Origin of the sequence: Halorubrum trapanicum (genome assembly GCF_002355655.1) — an archaeon.
GTDB classification, from domain to species: Archaea; Halobacteriota; Halobacteria; order Halobacteriales; family Haloferacaceae; genus Halorubrum; species Halorubrum trapanicum_A.
Genome location: NZ_AP017569.1, coordinates 164,155 through 181,075, shown reverse-complemented (window position 1 = coordinate 181,075; position 16,921 = coordinate 164,155). Strand labels below are relative to the sequence as shown.

Below are 16,921 nucleotides of genomic sequence, written 5' to 3'. Positions count from 1 at the left end.
CATGCGGTCCCTTCCCACAGCTACAAGCCGCGCCCCCGCGTACCCCATCCCGATGCTACCGATCGCGGACACCTTCGAACACGTCCACCGCGGCTGCGAGATCCGATACGGACGAGGGCGGATCGCCGACCTCGGCCGCTGGCTCGGCGAGCGCGGTCTCGACGACGCGCTCGTCGTCTGCGGCTCGAACACGGGCGCGAACGACGCGCTGATGGACCCGATCCGGGGGGGCCTCGGCGACCGCCTCGCCGGCGTCTTCGACGGGACCAGCCCCGACAAGCGGGTCGAGACCGCCTACGACCTGCTCGACGCGCGGGCCGAGATCGGCGCCGACGCCCTCGTCGCGGTCGGCGGCGGCGCCAGCCTCGATATCGCCAGACAGGCGACGCTGCTCGCGGCCGACGGCCGCGATCTCGGGGAGATCCGCGACGACGCGGAGGCCGGGCCGGACGCGCTCGGCGCCCTCGCGCCCGGGAGCGGTCCCGCCTTCCCGTTCGTCGTGGTGCCGACGACGTTCGCCGGCGCGGACGTCTCGACCGGGGGATCGCTGGAGATCCTCTCGGCCGACGGGTCGCCGACCGGCCAGCCGGTGAACGTCAGCGGGAGCGGCGCGTGGCCGGTCGCGGACGTGGCCGACCCCGCGCTGTTCGAGACGACCCCGCGGTCGGTGCTGGCCGGGTCGGCGATGAACGGCTTCGACAAGGGGATCGAGACGCCGTACGCCCGCGACGCCGACCCGGTGAGCGACGCGGCGGCCGTCCACGGGCTCCGGCTCCTCTCGGACGCCCTCCCGCTCGTGGTCGGCGACCGGCCGGGCGGCGAGGACGCGACGGACCGCGCCGTGGTGGGGTCGCTGCTCGTCCAACTCGACCGCAAGATCAGCGTGATCCACGCGTTCGGCCACGGGTTCGCCCGCCGCTACGACGTCCAGCAGGGCGCGATCCACGCCGTCGTCGCGCCGCACGCGCTGGCGTACCTCTTCGACGAGGTGGACGCGAGCCGCCGGGCGCTGGCGGCCGGACTGGGGGTCCCGACCGACGGCCGCGACGACGACGTGATCGCCGAGGACGTCGTCGAGGCGGTCGCCGAGGTCCGCGACGCGCTCGACGTCCCGAGCCGGCTCCGGGACCTCCCCGAGACCGACGAGGAAGACCTGCCGGCGATCGCCGAGTTCGTCGCAGAGGACCCGCCGATGGAGCGCGCGCCGGCCGACCTCGACGCGACCGCGGACGGGATCCTCGGCGTGCTGCGCGCGGCGTGGTAGGCGCGGAGGGGTTCAGTCGGCCGACGACTCCGCCGCGTACGTCTCCAGCGCGGTCAACCGCCCGTCGTCCTCATCGACGGAGAACACGTCGACGAACCCGAACAGTACCTCGCCGTCGGCGTCGAGCAGCCGGCCGCGGACCGCCACGCCGGGGCCGGCCGGGTAGACGCCGTCGACCGCGTGGGTTGTGTCCGTGTTCGGCCGATCGTCGCGCATGAACGCGACGAAGCGGTCGCGCCCCTCGAAGGTCCGGTCGGGGCGGCGCTGGACGAAGTCGGAGGCGAGCAGCGACCGCAGCCGGTCGTACTCGCCGGCGTCGAGCGCGTCGTAGTAGGCCCGGGCGAGGGCGGCGGGGTTCGAATCCCCGGGCGCCACCGCCTCTCCCTCCTCGTCCGCGGGCGGCGCCGCCTCCCCGCCCTCACGCCGCGAGGGCATCGAACTCCTCGGCGGAGGTCCGGGTCCCCTTCGAGATGATCACGTCGCCGCCCCGGAGGGTGGTGTCGATGTCCGGGCCGACCAGCCACTCGTCGTCCGCGCGCCGGATCGCGAGGACGCTCGTCGAGATGTCCGTCGCGGGCACGCCGTCGGCGACCGCCGTCCCGTCGAGGTCGCTGCCCTCGGCGACGACGGTCCGGGTGATGATCTCGTCGGACTCCTGGACCGCCATCTCGACGACCGGGTGGACGTCGAGGTCGCGGCGGACCCCCTCGGTGATCGCGAGCGCGGCGTCGGAGATCTCCTCTGTCGCGACGCCGAGGTGGATGAGCCCGCGCAGCGACACCGGGTCGTCGGCCTCCGCCGCCGCCCGGAGCGTCCACGCCTCGAAGCGCGACTGGAGCGCGTCCACCTCGATCTCCAAGTTGTTCACCTCCTCGGCCAGCTCCTCGTTGTCGAAGAGGACCGAGCCGTACGCGAGGTCGACCGCGAGCTCCGAGAGGTTCTTCATCAACACGATCGAGTCGACCGCGCGTTCGAGGTCGTCGATCGCGGGCTCCGCGGGCGGGTCGGGTTCGAACGGCTCACCGCTCAGTTCGGGGTAGACGTCCGCGACGCCCGTCTCGGGGCCGCGCAGCAGCGTCACGTCGCCCGGCTTCAGCCGGGTCGTCGGTCCGGGGTTGAGGATCCAGTCCTCGTCGCGCCGGACCGCGATGACGCGGACGCCGGTCACGGATTCGAGGTCGATGTCGTCGAGCGTCCGGCCGGCGTACGCGGAGTCGGCGGCCACCGTCCCGCGGACGAGCGTCTCGACGCCCGCCGAGAGCGCGCCCCGCATCGAGTCGGGGAGGCCGATCTCCTCGGTGACGATCTTGGCGATGTCGCCCGCGGCGTCGGCGACCTTGTCGGCGGCGGCGATGACGCCGAGGACGGGCGCGAGCGTCTCCGCCTCGTTCGGGTTCCGCGCCGCGAGCATCAGGCTCATCCGGGCGCGCATCTGGAGCACGTCCATCCGGTGTTCGAGCTCGACGACCTCGTGCGCGACCGTCGGGCTCCCGTGGAGGACCGCCGAGTACGAGAGGTCGATCAGCAGCTCCGCGGTGTCTTTCATCTCGACGAGCAGGTCTTTGACGCTCGTCGGCTCGTAGCGGACCGTGCGCCCGTCGAAGCGTCCCATGCGACTCCCTCTCCGGCGGCGAGTAAAAGGCTTGTTGCGGGGGCGGCGAGACGGTCGCGGCGAAGCCGACGGCCCGGTCAGAGCGCGTCGCCGGCGACGTAGCCGACGTCGGCGGCGGCGGCCGGATCCGCGTCGCCGCCGACCGGGGCCGCGAGGTCGACGAGCGCGAGCCACCCCAGCAGCCGGGCCGCGCGGTCGCGCCACGCGGCCTCCCAGTCGGGGTTCCGGGCCCGCTCGTGGCGCGGGACCCGGTCGCGGGTGGCCGCGAAGAGATCGTCCGGAGTAAGCGGGTCGTCGAGCGAGACCTCCCGCAGCGCCGCGAGCGCCTCCGGGACGAGGAGGACGCCGTCGCGGAGCCCCTCGCGGACGCGCTCGGGGGTCGGCTCGGCGTCCGCGCGGACGAACCCCCGAGCGGTCTCCTCGACGAGGCCGAGCGCGCGCAGGAACGCGAGCCAGTCGTTCGCAGTCTGCCGGTCCGGGAGGTCGCGGCGTCGGCGGAGCCGGGCGCAGCAGTCGTCGGTGTCGCCCGGGACGAGCGGCACCGCGCGCTGGTACTCGCGGAGTTCGTCGAGATCGGCCGGGGGGTCGGGGACGGGTTTGAGTCGCACGGGAGCGTGAGAGGGGTTACGCGGCGGTCAGCGGTAGCCGAACGACTCCGCGAGCAGTTCCTCGTCGGTCTCGCCGACGGTGTAGACGGGGCCGTCGACGACGTCGACGGTGACCTGCGCGGGAGCGAACACGCTCTCGGGGACATCGTAGAAGTCCCAGTCGGCGTCCTCGAACACCTCGACGAAGGGGGTGCCGTACTCCTCGCTGGCGGTCGAGACGATCTCGTCGAAGCGGTCGTCGTCGCGCGCGACCTGTAGGTGGACCTCGCCGCCGTACGCGAGGGCGTCGTTGGTGCGGCCCATCGCCTCGGTCTCGTCGCGGGTCGCGGGCGCGAGCGGCGCGGAGCCCGAGGCGTGGAGCACGTCGGTGGGCTCGTAGCCGACCTCCAGCAGGCGGAAGACGGCGAGCTCGGCGGCGCGGGCCGCGGTGGTGACGGAGCCGGCGGTCGAGCCGGTGGCGAACGTCGGGAGGAACACGCCGTCGGCGTCGACCTCGGCCATGTCGGCGACCTGCTCGGCCACCTCCTCGTCGGGCAGCTCGGTCGACTCGATCGCCAGCGTGGCGAACTCGGAGGAGTCGTAGTAGCCGACGCGCTCGAACTCGGTCTCGCGGCCGACGAGCGCGCGGGCCGGCCCGGAGCCGAGCCCCTCGAAGCCGCCCTCGGTCGTCAGCTCCCAGCCGGCCTTCTGCGAGCAGAGCAGCGCCACGGCGGGGTGGTCGGTCGACAGCTCGACGTGCTGGCGCGGCGCGCCCGCGAGCTCGCCCATCCGGGTCTGGAGGTTCGCCAGCCCGGCGGTCTGGATCTCCGCGAGCAGCAGTCCCGCCTCGACGCCGCCGGCCGCGTCGACCCCGAAGTCGACGACGGTGGCGCCGTTGTCCAGCTCGTAGCCGACGACGTCCAGCTCGCCGGCGAAGTCGAGCGCCTCGTCGACCAGCTCGATCGCGGTCCGGTTGATGCTTTCCATGGGCGAGGGTACTCGCTCCCCGTTTAAGGGGTTTGGCTGTTCGCCTCGCAGGCCGGGGTTCCGGACCACGTAAAATCGAACGCGTCTCGCGTTCAGTTATTTATAAACGAGCGGTGCGGTCGGCGCGTGCCTGTGAGCGCCCGAAGGGCGCGAACAGCACCGCGCGAGGGAGTCAGTCGCCGGAGCGAAGCGGAGGCGACTGACGAGGCTGGGGAGGTGTGAGGCTGCGGTCCCGCGAGCGACCGGAGGGAGCGAGCGGGAGTACGGAAGTCGCAGCCCGCGCAGCGAACGCAGTGAGCGAGCAGGACCGTCTTCCGGTGGTGCTGTGCGGTCGGGTGGGACTCAAAGGGGCAGTCGCGAGGCGGGCGCAGGCGAAGTAAGCACCGCAGCGAAAGAGCGAGCAGCGCGAGCGACTGAGTGAGGAGCGCAGCGAGCGTGCGCCCGCCTCGCGACTGGGGCTTTGGCGGTGTTCGCCGTCGATCTGTGAGCGTCAACTTATAAAGAAGCGGCAGAGACTTTCGCGGTGTTCGCCCTCGATCTGCCGACGAGTATTTAAAAATAACCTCGCGATGCGAAGAGCGTCGCTCTCAGTTCAATGGCAACTACTTATAAATACGAAGTCACCGAGATCGACGCCGGACTGCCGGACCGCCCCGACAGCTCAGACGGCCGTTACTCACCGGATAAGTACCGGTAGCCGCCGAGCGCGACGGCGAGGACGGCGGCGGCCGCCCCGACGAGGAACAGCGCGGTGCTGCCGGAGTCGTAGCCGTACGGGACGGACAGGTCTGTCCAGCGGTCCAGCGCGAGGAGGGCGACCGCGAGGAGGGCGACGGCCGCGCCGACGACCCTCCCGAGCGGGGAGTTCGATCGGCTGCCGGGCATACGCGGCAGTTCTACGTTTAAATTGAAGTATTTTCCGGCGTGACGGGCGTCGGCGTCCGAAAGCGAGTCGCTCCGACCGCTCACCAGAAGCCGCCGTCGGAGTCGCCGGGCCCGCCGGCCTCGCCGGGGCCGGGCGGACCGCGGGGACCGCTCGGCCGCGGGTCGGGATTGATCTCGACGGGCTCCGACTCCGCCCGCGGGTCGATCTCCCGCCCCTCCTCGAAGCGAACGAACGAGAGGTAGAACGGCTCGCCGCAGCCGACGCCCTCGCTGTCGGGTTCCCGGTACGGTTCGTCGCCGCCGACATCGGACCCCCGAACCCCGTCGTGCGGGTCCCATTCGACGCCGTCGCTCTCGCCGCAGACGAACCGGACGCCGTCGGCTTCAACGGCAGTATCATCGTTCTCACCCTCCTCCGCGTCGAACGGCTCCGCGGGCGCGACGTACGTCCACCCCTCCAGCGGGTACGGCGTCACCGACTTGTCCGCGAGATACCCCTCGCGTTCGAGCGCGACGAGCGTCCCGCAGTGCGGACAGTAGTACGTGACCGGGTAGCTCATACGCCTCGTACGGTATCCATTTATAAACAGCCGTCGCCGGCGCGTCAGCTATTTGATCGTCCGGCGCGACGATCCGACATCTCATCCGATACCCCCGCTGACGGCTCGGACGCATCGGACGACCCCTCCCGGCTCGTCACCCGACGACGGCTCCTCTACGGCGCCGCGGGCGGAATCGGCCTCCTCGGGGGCGGCGGCCTCTACGTCGCGAACGCGCTCGACGGCGACGCCGGCGGGTACGAGGCGCCCGAGACGCAGCCGATGGTCTCGACCCGCGGGCGCCTCGACGCCGACGACCCGACGGAGCGGTCGGGGTCGTGGGCGTTCGACGGGGCCGACTCCGTGGTCCTGTTCGTCCACGGGCTCGGCGCGGACGCCGAGTCGGCCCGCGACCTGACGTACACCGCTCGTCTCGGCCTCGACGCGGCGACGGAGTCCGGCGGAGAGGCCGACGCTCCCCCCGTCATCGGCTACTCGTGGGCGTCGAACGTCGACTGGGAGCCGGCGAAGGAGACCGCCGACGCCAACGCCGTCCCGCTCGCCGACTGGCTGACGGCGTGGGCGGACGACGACGGCCGGCCGGTCCACCTGTTCGCCCACTCGCTCGGCGCCCGCGTGACGGGGGAGATGCTCCGCGAACTCGCGGACCGCGGGCGGACGGACGCCCTCGCGTCGGCGTCGCTGTTCGGCAGCGCGATCCCGCACGACAGCGCCGGGATCGACGGGCGGTACGGTCCGGCGATCGCGGCGCTCGACGCGCCCCTATACAACTTCCACAGCCGGAACGACCGCGTCCTCGGCTGGGTGTACCGCGCGTCGGACCGAACGCGAGCGGTCGGGCACGGCGGGCTCGCCGAGGGTGCGACCGCGCCGGCGGGCTACGCGGACGTCGACGTCACCGATCTGGTCGCGGACCATTACTCGTACGTCGAACCCGGAGAGGGGTGTCTGCCGCGCGCGGTCGACCGGATCGGTCTCGGATAGTTTTCCCCGCCCGCTTTCCCCCGGAACCCCTTTTACCGGCGCGGTCGACCGTTCGGGCATGATCGACGAGACCGTCGCCGAGATACGGGCGATGCGGACCCACAGCACGTCGGCGGTGGCCGTGAAGGCGACGCGGTCGCTCGCGGACCTGCTGGACCGCGAGTACGTGACCGTCGACGAGTTCGAGCGCGACCTCGAACACAACGCGGGCGTGTTGCGCCGGTCGAACCCCTCTCACGCCGCGCTCCACAACGCGATGCGCGACGTGGAACGCTCCATCGTCGGCGAGGCGACGAGCGTCGAGGGCGCGAAGCAGCTCTTGGAGGACGTGATCGCCCGCGTCGTCGACGACATCGAGACGGCGAAGGGCGAGGCGGCCGCCAACGCCGCCGAGCGCATCGAGGACGGCGACACGCTGCTCGTCCACGACTACTCGACGACGGTGCTGGAGGCGATCGAGAACGCCGCGCGCGACGGCGCGCACCTCACCGTCTACGTCACCGAGGCGCGCCCGCGGACGCTGGGCCGGAAGACCGCGCGCGTCCTCGCGGGGATGTCCCGCGTCGAGACGCGGATGGTCGTCGACAGCGCGATGGGGTACGCGCTCCGCGACTGCGACCGCGTCCTGCTCGGGATCACCTGTATCACCGGCGGGACCTACTACAACCGGATCGGCACTTTCCCCCTCGTCGTCACCGCCCGCGAGCTCGGCGTCCCCGTCACCGCGGTCGGCTCGGGCGCGAAGACCATCGAGGAGTTCCGCTTCGAGAACGAGTTCCGCGACGCCGTCGAGGTGATGCGCGAGCCGGTCGAGGACGTCGAGATCGAGAACCCCAGCTACGACGCGACCCCGATCGGGATGATCGACACCGTGATCACCGACGACGGCGTCCGCGACTGACGCCGAGAGCCGAGCGAGACCCGAGCGCCCTCCGCTGAACGTCCCCATACCCCGCCGAGCGCCGCCGAACGGCCCAAAGCGCTTTGTGCGTGTACCGTGTTAACGGATACAATGAGCGTTCATCCGGGTTCGACGGCGGTCTTTCAGATTCCAGATCAGGGGGTGACGGGTGCGAACTGCGCGAGCGGCGTGTGCGAGCTGTGGGCGGTTGCGACCGAGCCGGGAGTGATCACGGCGGTCGCGCTGATCGGCGTGCTCGCGCTGCTCGCGTTCGCGTACGTCCGCGACGCCGAGTCGGCCTGCCGGCGCGAGCGACGCCGCGTCCTCGACGAGCGGGACGCGTTCGAGTCGTTCGCCGATCGGGTCGCGCAGATCGACACCGTCTCCGTCGCGACGGACGCGACGCCGTCCGGCGTGCCCGCCGGCGCGCTCCGCGGACTCGACGGCCCCGGCGGCGGACGACGTCCCGGGGACGGGACGGCCGCAGACAACGCCACGCTCAGACGGGTGATGTCCGCGTACCACGACACCGTGTTGTCGCTGCCCCACTACCGGGCCGAGTACGACGAGTCGGCCGCGGAGAGCCTGGCCGCGGAGCTCGGACCGGACACCGCGACCGCGTTGGCGTCCGACGGCGGGCTGTCGAGCGGCGCGCGGTCGGCGCTCGTCGACCGAAGTCGCCGCGCCGCCAGGGCGCGCGAACGGCTCGCCGACGCGATAGGCGAAGAGATCGACGAGCTGGGCGACCGAGAGGCGACGCTATCGTCGATCGACCGCCGCCGCCGCCGGCTGATCGGTCACTTGGAGGGGATCCGGTCCGGCCGCGAGACCGACGCGGCGATCGACGTCTGGAACCGGCTGTCGGAGCTCGAACGGGAGTGCGACGACCTCGCCGCCGATCGACAGCGCTCGCTCGACGACCCGCCGCTGACCCCCGGAACGGCGCTCGACGAGGACCGCGAGCGCCCGTTTTACGACTACCTCTACGGCTCCGTCGACGGTCCGCGCTACCCGGTCCTCGCGCAGGTCGCGGAGGTCGCCGACGGGATCCGCGCGGACAGAGACCGCGTCGGCACGCGGATCGCCGGCGGCCGCTGACCGCACCCCATTTCCTGACCGCCCGACGCCCCTCCGTGCGAAGGGAAACTCAAAACTACCGGATTGTTTATGAAGGTAGGGCGGGAGTGAGCGTGTATGAGTTGGCAAGCGGCGGAACGGGCGTTCACGGACGACGCGGTCGCCCGAGAGACGCTCTCCGAGATGTTCGAACGCACCGCGGAGCGACACGCTGACCGGATCGCGCAGCGGTACAAGGGGGGAATCCACGACCGGTCGCTCGTCGCCGCCGGGGTCGTTCCGCGGGCGCCCGCGGGCGAGTACGCCGACCTGACGTACGCCGAGATGCGCGGGATCGTCCGGAACCTCGCGGCCGGGTTCCGCGAGCTCGGCGTCGACGGCGACACGCGGGTGGCGATGTACTCGCAGACGCGCATGGAGTGGGCCCAGACCGACTTCGCGGCGCTGGCCGCGGGCGCCGTCGTGACGACCGTGTACGCCTCGTCGTCGCCGGGGCAGCTGCGCTACCTGCTGGAGGACCCGGAGGCGACCGTCGTCGTCGCCGAGAGCCGCGAGATGCTCGACGAGGTCCTCGCGGTGCGCGACGACCTCGACCACGACCTCGACGCGGTCGTGACGTTCGACGAGATCGCCGCGGACGCCGAGCCCGGCGACGGCGCCGCCGGGGCGGCCGACGACGTGTACACTCTCGGCGAGGTCCACGAGCGCGGCGCCGCCGCGTTCGACGAGGCGACGTACGAGTCGTGGATCAACGCGAATGACGTCGACGACCTCGCCAGCCTCATCTACACCTCCGGCACGACCGGGAAGCCGAAGGGCGTCCGGCTCACGCACGCCAACTTCCGGGACAACGTCTCGCAGTGTTACCGCCGGTTCGCGGACCGACCCGACCGCGACCCGGACGTGCCCGGCATCTCCGCGGAGACGACAACCCTCTCCTTCCTCCCGCTCGCGCACGTCTTCGAGCGGATGGCGGGCCACTACATGATGTTCGCCGCGGGCGCGACGGTCGCGTACGCGGAGAGCCCCGACACCCTCCGGGAGGACTTCGGGCTCGTGCGCCCGACGACGACGACCAGCGTCCCGCGCGTCTACGAGAAGCTGTACGACGCGATCCGCGAGCAGGCGAGCGAGTCGCCGGTGAAGGAGCGGATCTTCGAGTGGGCGGTCGAGGTCGGGCGCGCCCACCACGAGGCCGACGACCCTGGGGCCCTGCTCGACGCCAAGCGCGCGGTCGCCGACCGCCTCGTCTTCTCGTCGGTCCGGGACGCGATCGGCGGCAACGTCGACTTCTTCATCTCGGGCGGCGGGTCGCTGTCGGCCGAGCTGTGCGCGCTGTACCACGCGATGGACCTGCCCATCCTGGAGGGGTACGGCCTCACGGAGACCTCGCCCGTCATCAGCGTCAACCCGCCGGAGGCCCCGAAGGTCGGCACGATCGGCCCGCCGGTCGTCGACACCGAGATCGCGATCGACGGCTCCGTCGTCGGCGAGGAGGTCGCGGACCTGGACGGCGACGTGGGCGAGCTGCTCGTCCGCGGTCCGCAGGTGACCGACGGCTACTGGAACCGCCCGGACGCGACCGCGGAGGCGTTCGTCGACGCGGACGATCTCCCCGACGACGCCGTCACCGCCGGGACCCCGCCCGACGAGCGCGTCGGCGTCGACGGGGACGGAGCCGACGACGCGGACGACGACGGCAAGGCGACCGAAGACGCGGCGGCGGCCGCCGCGGAGCCGTGGTTCCGCACGGGCGACATCGTGCAGCTCCGGCCGGACGGCTACGTCGCCTTCCGCGAGCGCGCCAAGCAGCTGCTCGTGCTCTCGACGGGGAAGAACGTCGCGCCCGGGCCGATCGAGGACCGGTTCGCCGCCAACGAGTTCGTCGAGCAGTGCGTCGTCCTCGGCGACGGTCGGAAGTTCGTCTCCGCGCTCATCGTGCCCAACTTCGAGCGGCTCGCGGCGTGGGCCGACGACGAGGGGATCGATCTGCCCGACGAGCGCGCGGCGATCTGCCGCGACGACCGGGTCCGCGAGCGGGTTCAGGAGGAGGTCGACCGCGTGAACGAGGAGTTCGAGTCGTACGAGAAGATCAAGCGGTTCCGGATCGTCGAAGAGGAGTTCACCGAGGACAACGACCTGCTCACGCCGACGATGAAGAAGAAGCGCCGGAACATCTTGGACCGGTTCGCCGACGAGGTCGAGCTGATCTACGAGGAGGATTGATTCCGTCCGTCGCGGCCGGTCTCCCGAGAAAGTCCTAAACGTCGGGGAGGAGTACGGCGCCCGATGACCTCCCTCACCCCTCGCGTCGGGTTCGCCGCGCTCGGCGTCCTCTGTGCCGGCCTCGGCGCCGGACACCTGGCGCTTCAGGGGGGCGGCGTGGGCTCGCTGCTCGAGTCGGCGCTGATCGTCGGACTCTCCGGCTTCGTCTTCTACACGGTGTACGACCTTCCGGACTGGGGAATATCCCTGACCGGCCGGTGGCGGGCAGTTCGGATCGCGGCCCTGACCGCCCTCTCGTTCGCCGCGCTCGCGGGCGTCGTCTGGCTCATCTGGCTGCTCGAACACCACGCGTTCAAGCTCTCCTTTCTGATCTCGTTCGCCGCGAGTCTCGGCGCGGCGGTCGGGTCCCGCGCGGGACCGTACGCGGTGAAGGCCGACGAACAGCTCGCCGAGGCGCAGGAGCTCGCCACCCTGCTCTCGATCAACGACCGCGTGCTGCGCCACAACATCCGCAACGAGCTGTCGGTCGCGCTCGGCTACCTCGGCGGGATCGAGGCCGTCGAGGACGACGCGGAGGTCGCGGAGCGGGCGGCGATCGCTCGGACCCACCTCGAAGACCTCGTCGAGACGAGCGAGCGGACCCGCCGGATCGCGTCGATCTGGCGGACCGAGTCGCGCCAGTCGTTCGACCTCGTCGCCGTGGTCGAGGAGCGAGTGGCGGAGCTGACCGCCGAGGCGCCCGGCGTCGCCGTCCGGACGGAGCTCCCGGACAGCTGCGTCGTCCGGGCGCACCCGTCGCTCCCGCTCGCGATCGAGGAGGCGCTGCGGAACGCGATCGAACACAACGACGACGACGTGACGGTCACGGTGCGCGTGAGCCGGGACGACGACGCGACCACACTCTCGATCGCGGACACCGGACGGGGGATCCCGGAGATCGAACGAGAGACGCTCCGAAACGCCGAGGAGACGCCGCTGGAACACACCGAAGGACTCGGGCTGTGGCTGATATACTGGACGGTCACGCGGGCGGGCGGCACGGTCGAGTTCGCGGAGAACGACCCGCGGGGCACCGTCGTCCGGATCCGGCTCCCGGATCGGCCCGAATCGAACGGTGCCACTGGCGGAGTGCCGGACGCCGCCGGGCCCGAGGAGTGGGCGGGTTCGAAGTCAAGGGGATCGGAGTCGAGCGATTCCGGGACGACGGGACAGCGGCCGGACGAGTCCGCCTGAGTGGGCGCGGAGGAGGAATCCAGCTGGCGGGGCGACTCGGGTCGTTACGCCGAGGACGCTGTCGATTCGGGCCGGTCGTCGCGCTCGACCGAGTCGCCGTCGACGCCGCCGGCGTCGGAACGCGCCTCGTCGACCGGGTCGCCGAACGCGTACACCGTGTTGTGCCCGGTCACCTCGACGGTGAGGAAGTCCCCAACGTCGACCCCGCGTTCGGTCGCGTTCTGGACGATGATCTGTCGGTAGGCGCCGTCGCGGCACTTCACCGAGTCGCCGGTCCCCTCCTCGACGACGAGGGCCTCGAACCGATCGCCGACCATCGACTCGTACGCCTCGCCGACGACCTCCATCTTCAGCTCGGACATCGCCTTCGAGCGCTCCTTCTTGACGGTGCCGCCGAGCCCCTTCATGTCGGCGGCGTCGGTGCCGGGGCGCTTCGAGAAGCGGGTGACGTTGATCTTCTCGGGGCGGACCTCGGCGAGGAGATCCATCGACCGCTCGTGGTCGGCCTCGCTCTCGGTGGGAAAGCCGACGATGAAGTCGGTCGAGAGCGTCCAGTGGTCGAGCCGCTCGTCGAACGTCTCGACGACCTCGCGGAACTTCTCGACGCGGTGCTGGCGGCGCATGTCTTCGAGCACGTCGTCGGACCCCGACTGGACGGGGGCGTGGATGAAGTCGTACAGCTCCTCGTTCGCCGCGAACACGTCCGCCAGCTCCTCGTGGATCCCGTGGATCCCGCCGGGGTTCGCCATCCCCAGCCGGACCCGAAACTCGCCGTCGATGTCGCAGATCCGGTCGAGCAGCTCGGGGAGCTTGCGTTCCCCCTCGTCCCAGCCGTACACGCCCGTGTCCTGTCCGGTGACGCGGATCTCCTTCGCGCCGGCGTGGACCAGCGCCCGGGCCTTCTCGACGTTCTCCTCGACCGGCGGGGAGTCGACGCGGCCGGTGGCGAACTTGGTGATACAGTACGAGCAGTTGCTCATACAGCCGCGGGCGATGGGGAGGATGCCGACGACGCCGTCTAAGACCGGCTCGGCGTCGGGGGTGACCGTCGGGCACTCGCCGTTGAGCACGTAGGAGGGGACCTCGTCCCAGTGGAGGATCTCGGCGTCGACGTCCGCCTCGGCGAACATCTCGCCCTGCGCGAGCGCCATACAGCCGGTGACGACCAGCTCCGCGGTCGTCTCCGCGAGCTCCTCGGCGCGGCGGAGCATGTTCCGTTCCGTCTTCTCGACGACGGTACAGGTGTTGAGGATGGCGACGTCCGCGTCTTCGGGGCCGTCGGCCGGGCGGTGCCCCCCGTCACGGAGGGCGCGCTCGATCTCCCGGCTCTCTCCCCGGTTCGAGCTGCAGCCGTAGGTTTCGATGTGGTACGTCGCCATCGGAGTGCCCTCACTACCGGTCCCGGGGGCAAAAGCGCGACGGATCGGGACGTCTGCGGGAGGTGTCGACCGCCTTCGGGCTCAGTCCTCGGCGACCGCGGCGGCCGGCGCGTCGGCCTCGGAGGCCGACTCGGCGGTCGCCTCCGGCTCGTCGACGGGGTCGCGCTCCGCCGGCGGCACGGCCTGGTAGACGGAGCGCCGGGCGTCGCGGGGGCACAGCCCCTCCTCGACGAGCCCGACCTCGGTGAGCTTCTCGACCGCGAACCGGACGGTGCGGGTCGAGAGGCGGGTCTCTTCGGCGAGGCCGGTCTGGTCGAACCGGCCCTCGGCGTCGAGCACGTAGTAGACCAGCTTGGCGCTCGGCGGGAGCGGTTCGAGCAGCTCGCGGGTTCCTTCGTCCATACGTAACGTAGTGGGGCGAATCGCGCATAACCGTGGCCCGCCTGTGCGCCCGGTGCGCACGCCAACCGGGTTTTTATATATCGGTTCCGTGGCGGAACTCGAACCGAGCGCCGTCGTCGCCGTCGATCGACAGCTCCCAGCCGTGCGCGGCCGCGATCTCGCGCACGATCGCGAGGCCGAACCCCGTCCCCCGCTCCGTGCTTGAACGGCCGTACTCCGTCGCCTCCTCCGGATCGATGTCGAAGCCGGCCCCGTCGTCCGCGACGTAGAATCCGTCGGAGAGCGACCCGACGGTGACCGTGAGGCCGTCGGCGTCCCCGCCGGCGTCGCCGCCCGTTCCGTGCTCGCCGCTGTCGTCGGGCTCCGCCCGACTGCCCGTGGAACCGTGTTCCACGCTGTCGCCGGACTCCGTCCGGCTGTAAGTCGAGCCGTGCTCGACACTGTCGTCGGGCTCCGCCCGACTGCCCGTGGAACCGTGTTCCACGCTGTTCGTAAACAGATTCTCGAACAGCGTGCGGAGCCGCTCCGGGTCCGCCTCGACCGCGGCCGTCGCCGCCGAGACGTCGAGCGTCGCCTTGCCGGTGTCGACGGTGCGCCACGCTCGTTCGGCGGCCTCGTCCAGCGGGACGGCCTCGATCTCGTCGACCGTGCGGCCCTGCCGCGCCAGCGCGAGGAGATCGTCTATCAGCTGGCTCATCCGGTCGTGCGCGTCCTCGGCCCGGTCGAGTTCCTCGATGACCGCGGCGTCGTCCGTCAGCGACCGGGCCAGGTCGGTCCGACCGGCGGCGACGTTGAGCGGGTTCCGGAGGTCGTGGGAGACGAGTCCCGCGAACTTCTCCAGCCGATCGATCTCCCGCTGGAGCGCCGCGTCGCGGTCGCGGAGCTGCTCGGTCCGCTCGGCGTGGTCGAGCGCGACGGTGACGTTCGCGGCGAGGACGCGGGCCAGCTGGAGGTCCGTCTCGTCGAAGAAGCCCGGTTCGCGCGACCCGAGCGGCATCACGCCGTGGTCGCCGAGGGGAACGACGAGGAGGCTCCGGTGTTCGCCGTACCCGACCGGGCTGTCGACGGCGTCGAGGTCGTCGACCACGACCGGCTGGCCGTCGTCGAACGCCTCCCAGATGCGGCCGTCACCCGGACCGAACGACGGTCGGTCGCCGAACGCCGCGGTCGCCTCCTCGCTTATCGCCGTCGGGCGGAGGACGTTCGCCTCGGGGTCGTACAGCCTGACGCCGCTGCTCGGGAACTCGAGAATGTCGATCGCCGCCCGGGTAGCCACCGCCGCGACCCCCTCGCGGTCCTCGCCGCCGAACATCTCGCGGGTCGTCGCGTGGAGCCGCCGGAGCGTGCGCTCGACGCGCTTCTGTTCGCCGATGTCCGCGTAGATGCTGTAGATGACGGTCTCGTCCGGCTGCGTGACCGGGATCACGTGGAGGATGAAGTCGCGCAGCCCGTCCGTGGTCCGACGACGCACCTCGAGCCGGGAGGGCTCGTCGCGTTCGAGCACCGACTCCGGGTCGAGCCGGTCGGCGCCGTCCGGGATGATCGCTTCGCGGACGCGTTCGTACCCGTCCGTCGCGCCGTGACCGAACGTCTCCTCGAACGCCTCGTTGGCGGCGTCGAGGCGACGCCCGCCGTCACCGAGGGCGACGGTGCGCACCGCCGGCAGCGGGAGGTCGTCGAACAGCGCCGTCAGCCGGTCCCGCTCCCGGCGGAGCGCGTTCTCCGTCTCGATCTGCTCGACGGCGTTGGCGGCGTGGGCGGCCAGCAGCTCCGCGAACTCGACGTCCCGCTCGTCGAACGCGGCGTATCCGTTCGAGACCGCCTGTAACACGCCGTGCGAGCCGATCGGAACGCTGATCGCCGACCGGATGTCGTCGGCGACCGGATCGGCTACGTCCGACCCCTCCCGCCGGTCGGCCTCGGCCGCCGTCCGACCCGGCGACGAGGGGTCCTCCAGCTCGTCCGGGTCGGCGGGGTCGACGCTGAGGTTGTCGATCACCATCGTCTCCTGCTCGGCGACCGTGGTCCCGACGACGCCCTCGCCGACCTCGAACGCGCGGACCTCGTCTTCGCTGACGCTGTCGGAGAGGACGGCGGGGACGACCCGGTCGCCGCGTCGGCGGGCGGCGACGCAGCGGTCGAACTCGAGGATCTCCTCGGCCGCGTCGACCGTCCGATCGAACACCGCGGCGACGTCGGTCACCGACGCCAACTCCGTCGCGAACTCGTGAATCGCCGTGACCTTGGCGTTCACCTCGCGGAGGTCGCGCTCCGCCCGCCGGCGCCCGAGCGCGTTCGCGACGCTGTTTGCGAGCACCTCGTACCGGTCCCGGCCTGCGCCCTTCTGGAGGTAGTCCGTCACGCCGGCGGAGATGGCCTCGCTCGCGATCTCCTCGCTCCCCTTGCCGGTGAACAGCACGAACGGCAGGGAGGGGTCGACGGAACGGACGGCGTCGAGCAGTTCGAGCCCGTCCGTCCCCGGCATGTCGAAGTCGCTGACGACGCAGTCGACGCGCCCCTCGCGGACCACGTCCAACGCCTCGTCCGGCGACAGCCGCGTCACCGTCTCGATCCCGTCCACGAGCCGCTCGACGTGGGTCGCGGCGAGGTCCGCCGCCCCCGGCTCGTCGTCGACGAACAGGACGCGGCTCGCGCCGTCGGCGGGCGGTCCCGACGGGTCGTCCGCGGCCGCGCCGGCGTCGGACGGCGTGTCGTCGGGACCGGAATTCATGTGCGTGTGTTTCCCTACCAGTAATTTTACCTTTCGCTTCGTGTATCGGAACTGAAAAACGGAGCCGCGGTCCGGTGCCGGTCCGGCGCGCTA

15 protein-coding genes are annotated in these 16,921 nt (G+C 71.5%); 6 read left to right on the top strand and 9 right to left on the bottom strand.

The genetic code is table 11. The features are described from left to right. Positions 1 to 52: 52 nt before the first annotated feature. The gene (locus CPZ01_RS00870) at positions 53 to 1,264 is read left to right on the top strand and encodes an iron-containing alcohol dehydrogenase family protein (protein WP_096392985.1); all 1,212 of its coding nucleotides are present in this window, start codon (positions 53 to 55) and stop codon (positions 1,262 to 1,264) included. Positions 1,265 to 1,276: 12 nt separating this feature from the next. Here the strand turns inward: CPZ01_RS00870 and CPZ01_RS00865 are convergent, their stop codons facing one another. From CPZ01_RS00865 to CPZ01_RS00840, 6 genes are all read right to left on the bottom strand, one after another. Next, entirely contained in the window at positions 1,277 to 1,699 is a 423-nt protein-coding gene (locus tag CPZ01_RS00865) for a nuclear transport factor 2 family protein (RefSeq protein ID WP_096392984.1), read from the bottom strand. Then, positions 1,683 to 2,876 (bottom strand): potassium channel family protein, encoded by a 1,194-nt coding sequence (locus CPZ01_RS00860; protein WP_096392983.1) that lies wholly within the window; start codon positions 2,874 to 2,876, stop codon positions 1,683 to 1,685. The genes CPZ01_RS00865 and CPZ01_RS00860 overlap by 17 nt, the downstream gene beginning before the upstream one ends. A gap of 77 nt (positions 2,877 to 2,953) precedes the next feature. Beyond that, on the bottom strand, positions 2,954 to 3,484 hold the full coding sequence (locus tag CPZ01_RS00855; RefSeq protein ID WP_096392982.1) for a hypothetical protein: 531 nt from the start codon (positions 3,482 to 3,484) through the stop codon (positions 2,954 to 2,956). 27 nt (positions 3,485 to 3,511) lie between these two features. Beyond that, the gene (mch, locus tag CPZ01_RS00850) at positions 3,512 to 4,450 is read right to left on the bottom strand and encodes a methenyltetrahydromethanopterin cyclohydrolase (RefSeq protein ID WP_096392981.1); all 939 of its coding nucleotides are present in this window, start codon (positions 4,448 to 4,450) and stop codon (positions 3,512 to 3,514) included. A gap of 672 nt (positions 4,451 to 5,122) precedes the next feature. Next, positions 5,123 to 5,335, bottom strand: coding sequence for a hypothetical protein (locus CPZ01_RS00845; RefSeq protein WP_096392980.1), 213 nt, complete (start codon positions 5,333 to 5,335; stop codon positions 5,123 to 5,125). Positions 5,336 to 5,415: 80 nt separating this feature from the next. After that, positions 5,416 to 5,895: a hypothetical protein gene (locus CPZ01_RS00840; RefSeq protein ID WP_096392979.1), complete on the bottom strand. Its 480-nt coding sequence runs from the start codon at positions 5,893 to 5,895 to the stop codon at positions 5,416 to 5,418. Positions 5,896 to 6,156: 261 nt separating this feature from the next. Here CPZ01_RS00840 and CPZ01_RS00835 point away from each other — a divergent pair, with 261 nt between their 5' ends. The 5 genes from CPZ01_RS00835 (at position 6,157) to CPZ01_RS00815 (ending at position 12,316) form a co-directional block, all read left to right on the top strand. Beyond that, the gene (locus CPZ01_RS00835; protein WP_096392978.1) at positions 6,157 to 6,879 is read left to right on the top strand and encodes a DUF726 domain-containing protein; all 723 of its coding nucleotides are present in this window, start codon (positions 6,157 to 6,159) and stop codon (positions 6,877 to 6,879) included. Positions 6,880 to 6,937: 58 nt separating this feature from the next. Next, complete coding sequence (locus CPZ01_RS00830; RefSeq protein WP_096392977.1) at positions 6,938 to 7,780, top strand: eIF2B alpha/beta/delta subunit family protein; 843 nt, start codon at positions 6,938 to 6,940, stop codon at positions 7,778 to 7,780. 111 nt (positions 7,781 to 7,891) lie between these two features. Beyond that, complete coding sequence (locus CPZ01_RS00825; protein ID WP_096392976.1) at positions 7,892 to 8,878, top strand: DUF7260 family protein; 987 nt, start codon at positions 7,892 to 7,894, stop codon at positions 8,876 to 8,878. A 96-nt stretch (positions 8,879 to 8,974) separates the two neighbouring features. Further along, positions 8,975 to 11,083 carry an AMP-dependent synthetase/ligase gene (locus tag CPZ01_RS00820; RefSeq protein WP_096392975.1) on the top strand — a complete coding sequence of 703 codons (2,109 nt, stop codon included), beginning with the start codon at positions 8,975 to 8,977 and terminating at the stop codon, positions 11,081 to 11,083. A 63-nt stretch (positions 11,084 to 11,146) separates the two neighbouring features. Next, a complete protein-coding gene (locus tag CPZ01_RS00815; RefSeq protein ID WP_231899193.1) occupies positions 11,147 to 12,316 on the top strand; it encodes a sensor histidine kinase in 1,170 nt (389 codons plus the stop codon). 44 nt (positions 12,317 to 12,360) lie between these two features. On the opposite strand, the gene CPZ01_RS00810 is transcribed toward CPZ01_RS00815, so the two are convergent. The 3 genes from CPZ01_RS00810 to CPZ01_RS00800 form a co-directional block, all read right to left on the bottom strand. After that, entirely contained in the window at positions 12,361 to 13,695 is a 1,335-nt protein-coding gene (locus tag CPZ01_RS00810) for a tRNA (N(6)-L-threonylcarbamoyladenosine(37)-C(2))-methylthiotransferase (RefSeq protein WP_096392974.1), read from the bottom strand. Between the two features lie 81 nt (positions 13,696 to 13,776). Then, positions 13,777 to 14,097, bottom strand: coding sequence for a helix-turn-helix domain-containing protein (locus tag CPZ01_RS00805; RefSeq protein ID WP_096392973.1), 321 nt, complete (start codon positions 14,095 to 14,097; stop codon positions 13,777 to 13,779). Between the two features lie 73 nt (positions 14,098 to 14,170). Beyond that, complete coding sequence (locus CPZ01_RS00800) at positions 14,171 to 16,828, bottom strand: GAF domain-containing protein (RefSeq protein ID WP_096392972.1); 2,658 nt, start codon at positions 16,826 to 16,828, stop codon at positions 14,171 to 14,173. Positions 16,829 to 16,921 lie beyond the last annotated feature (93 nt).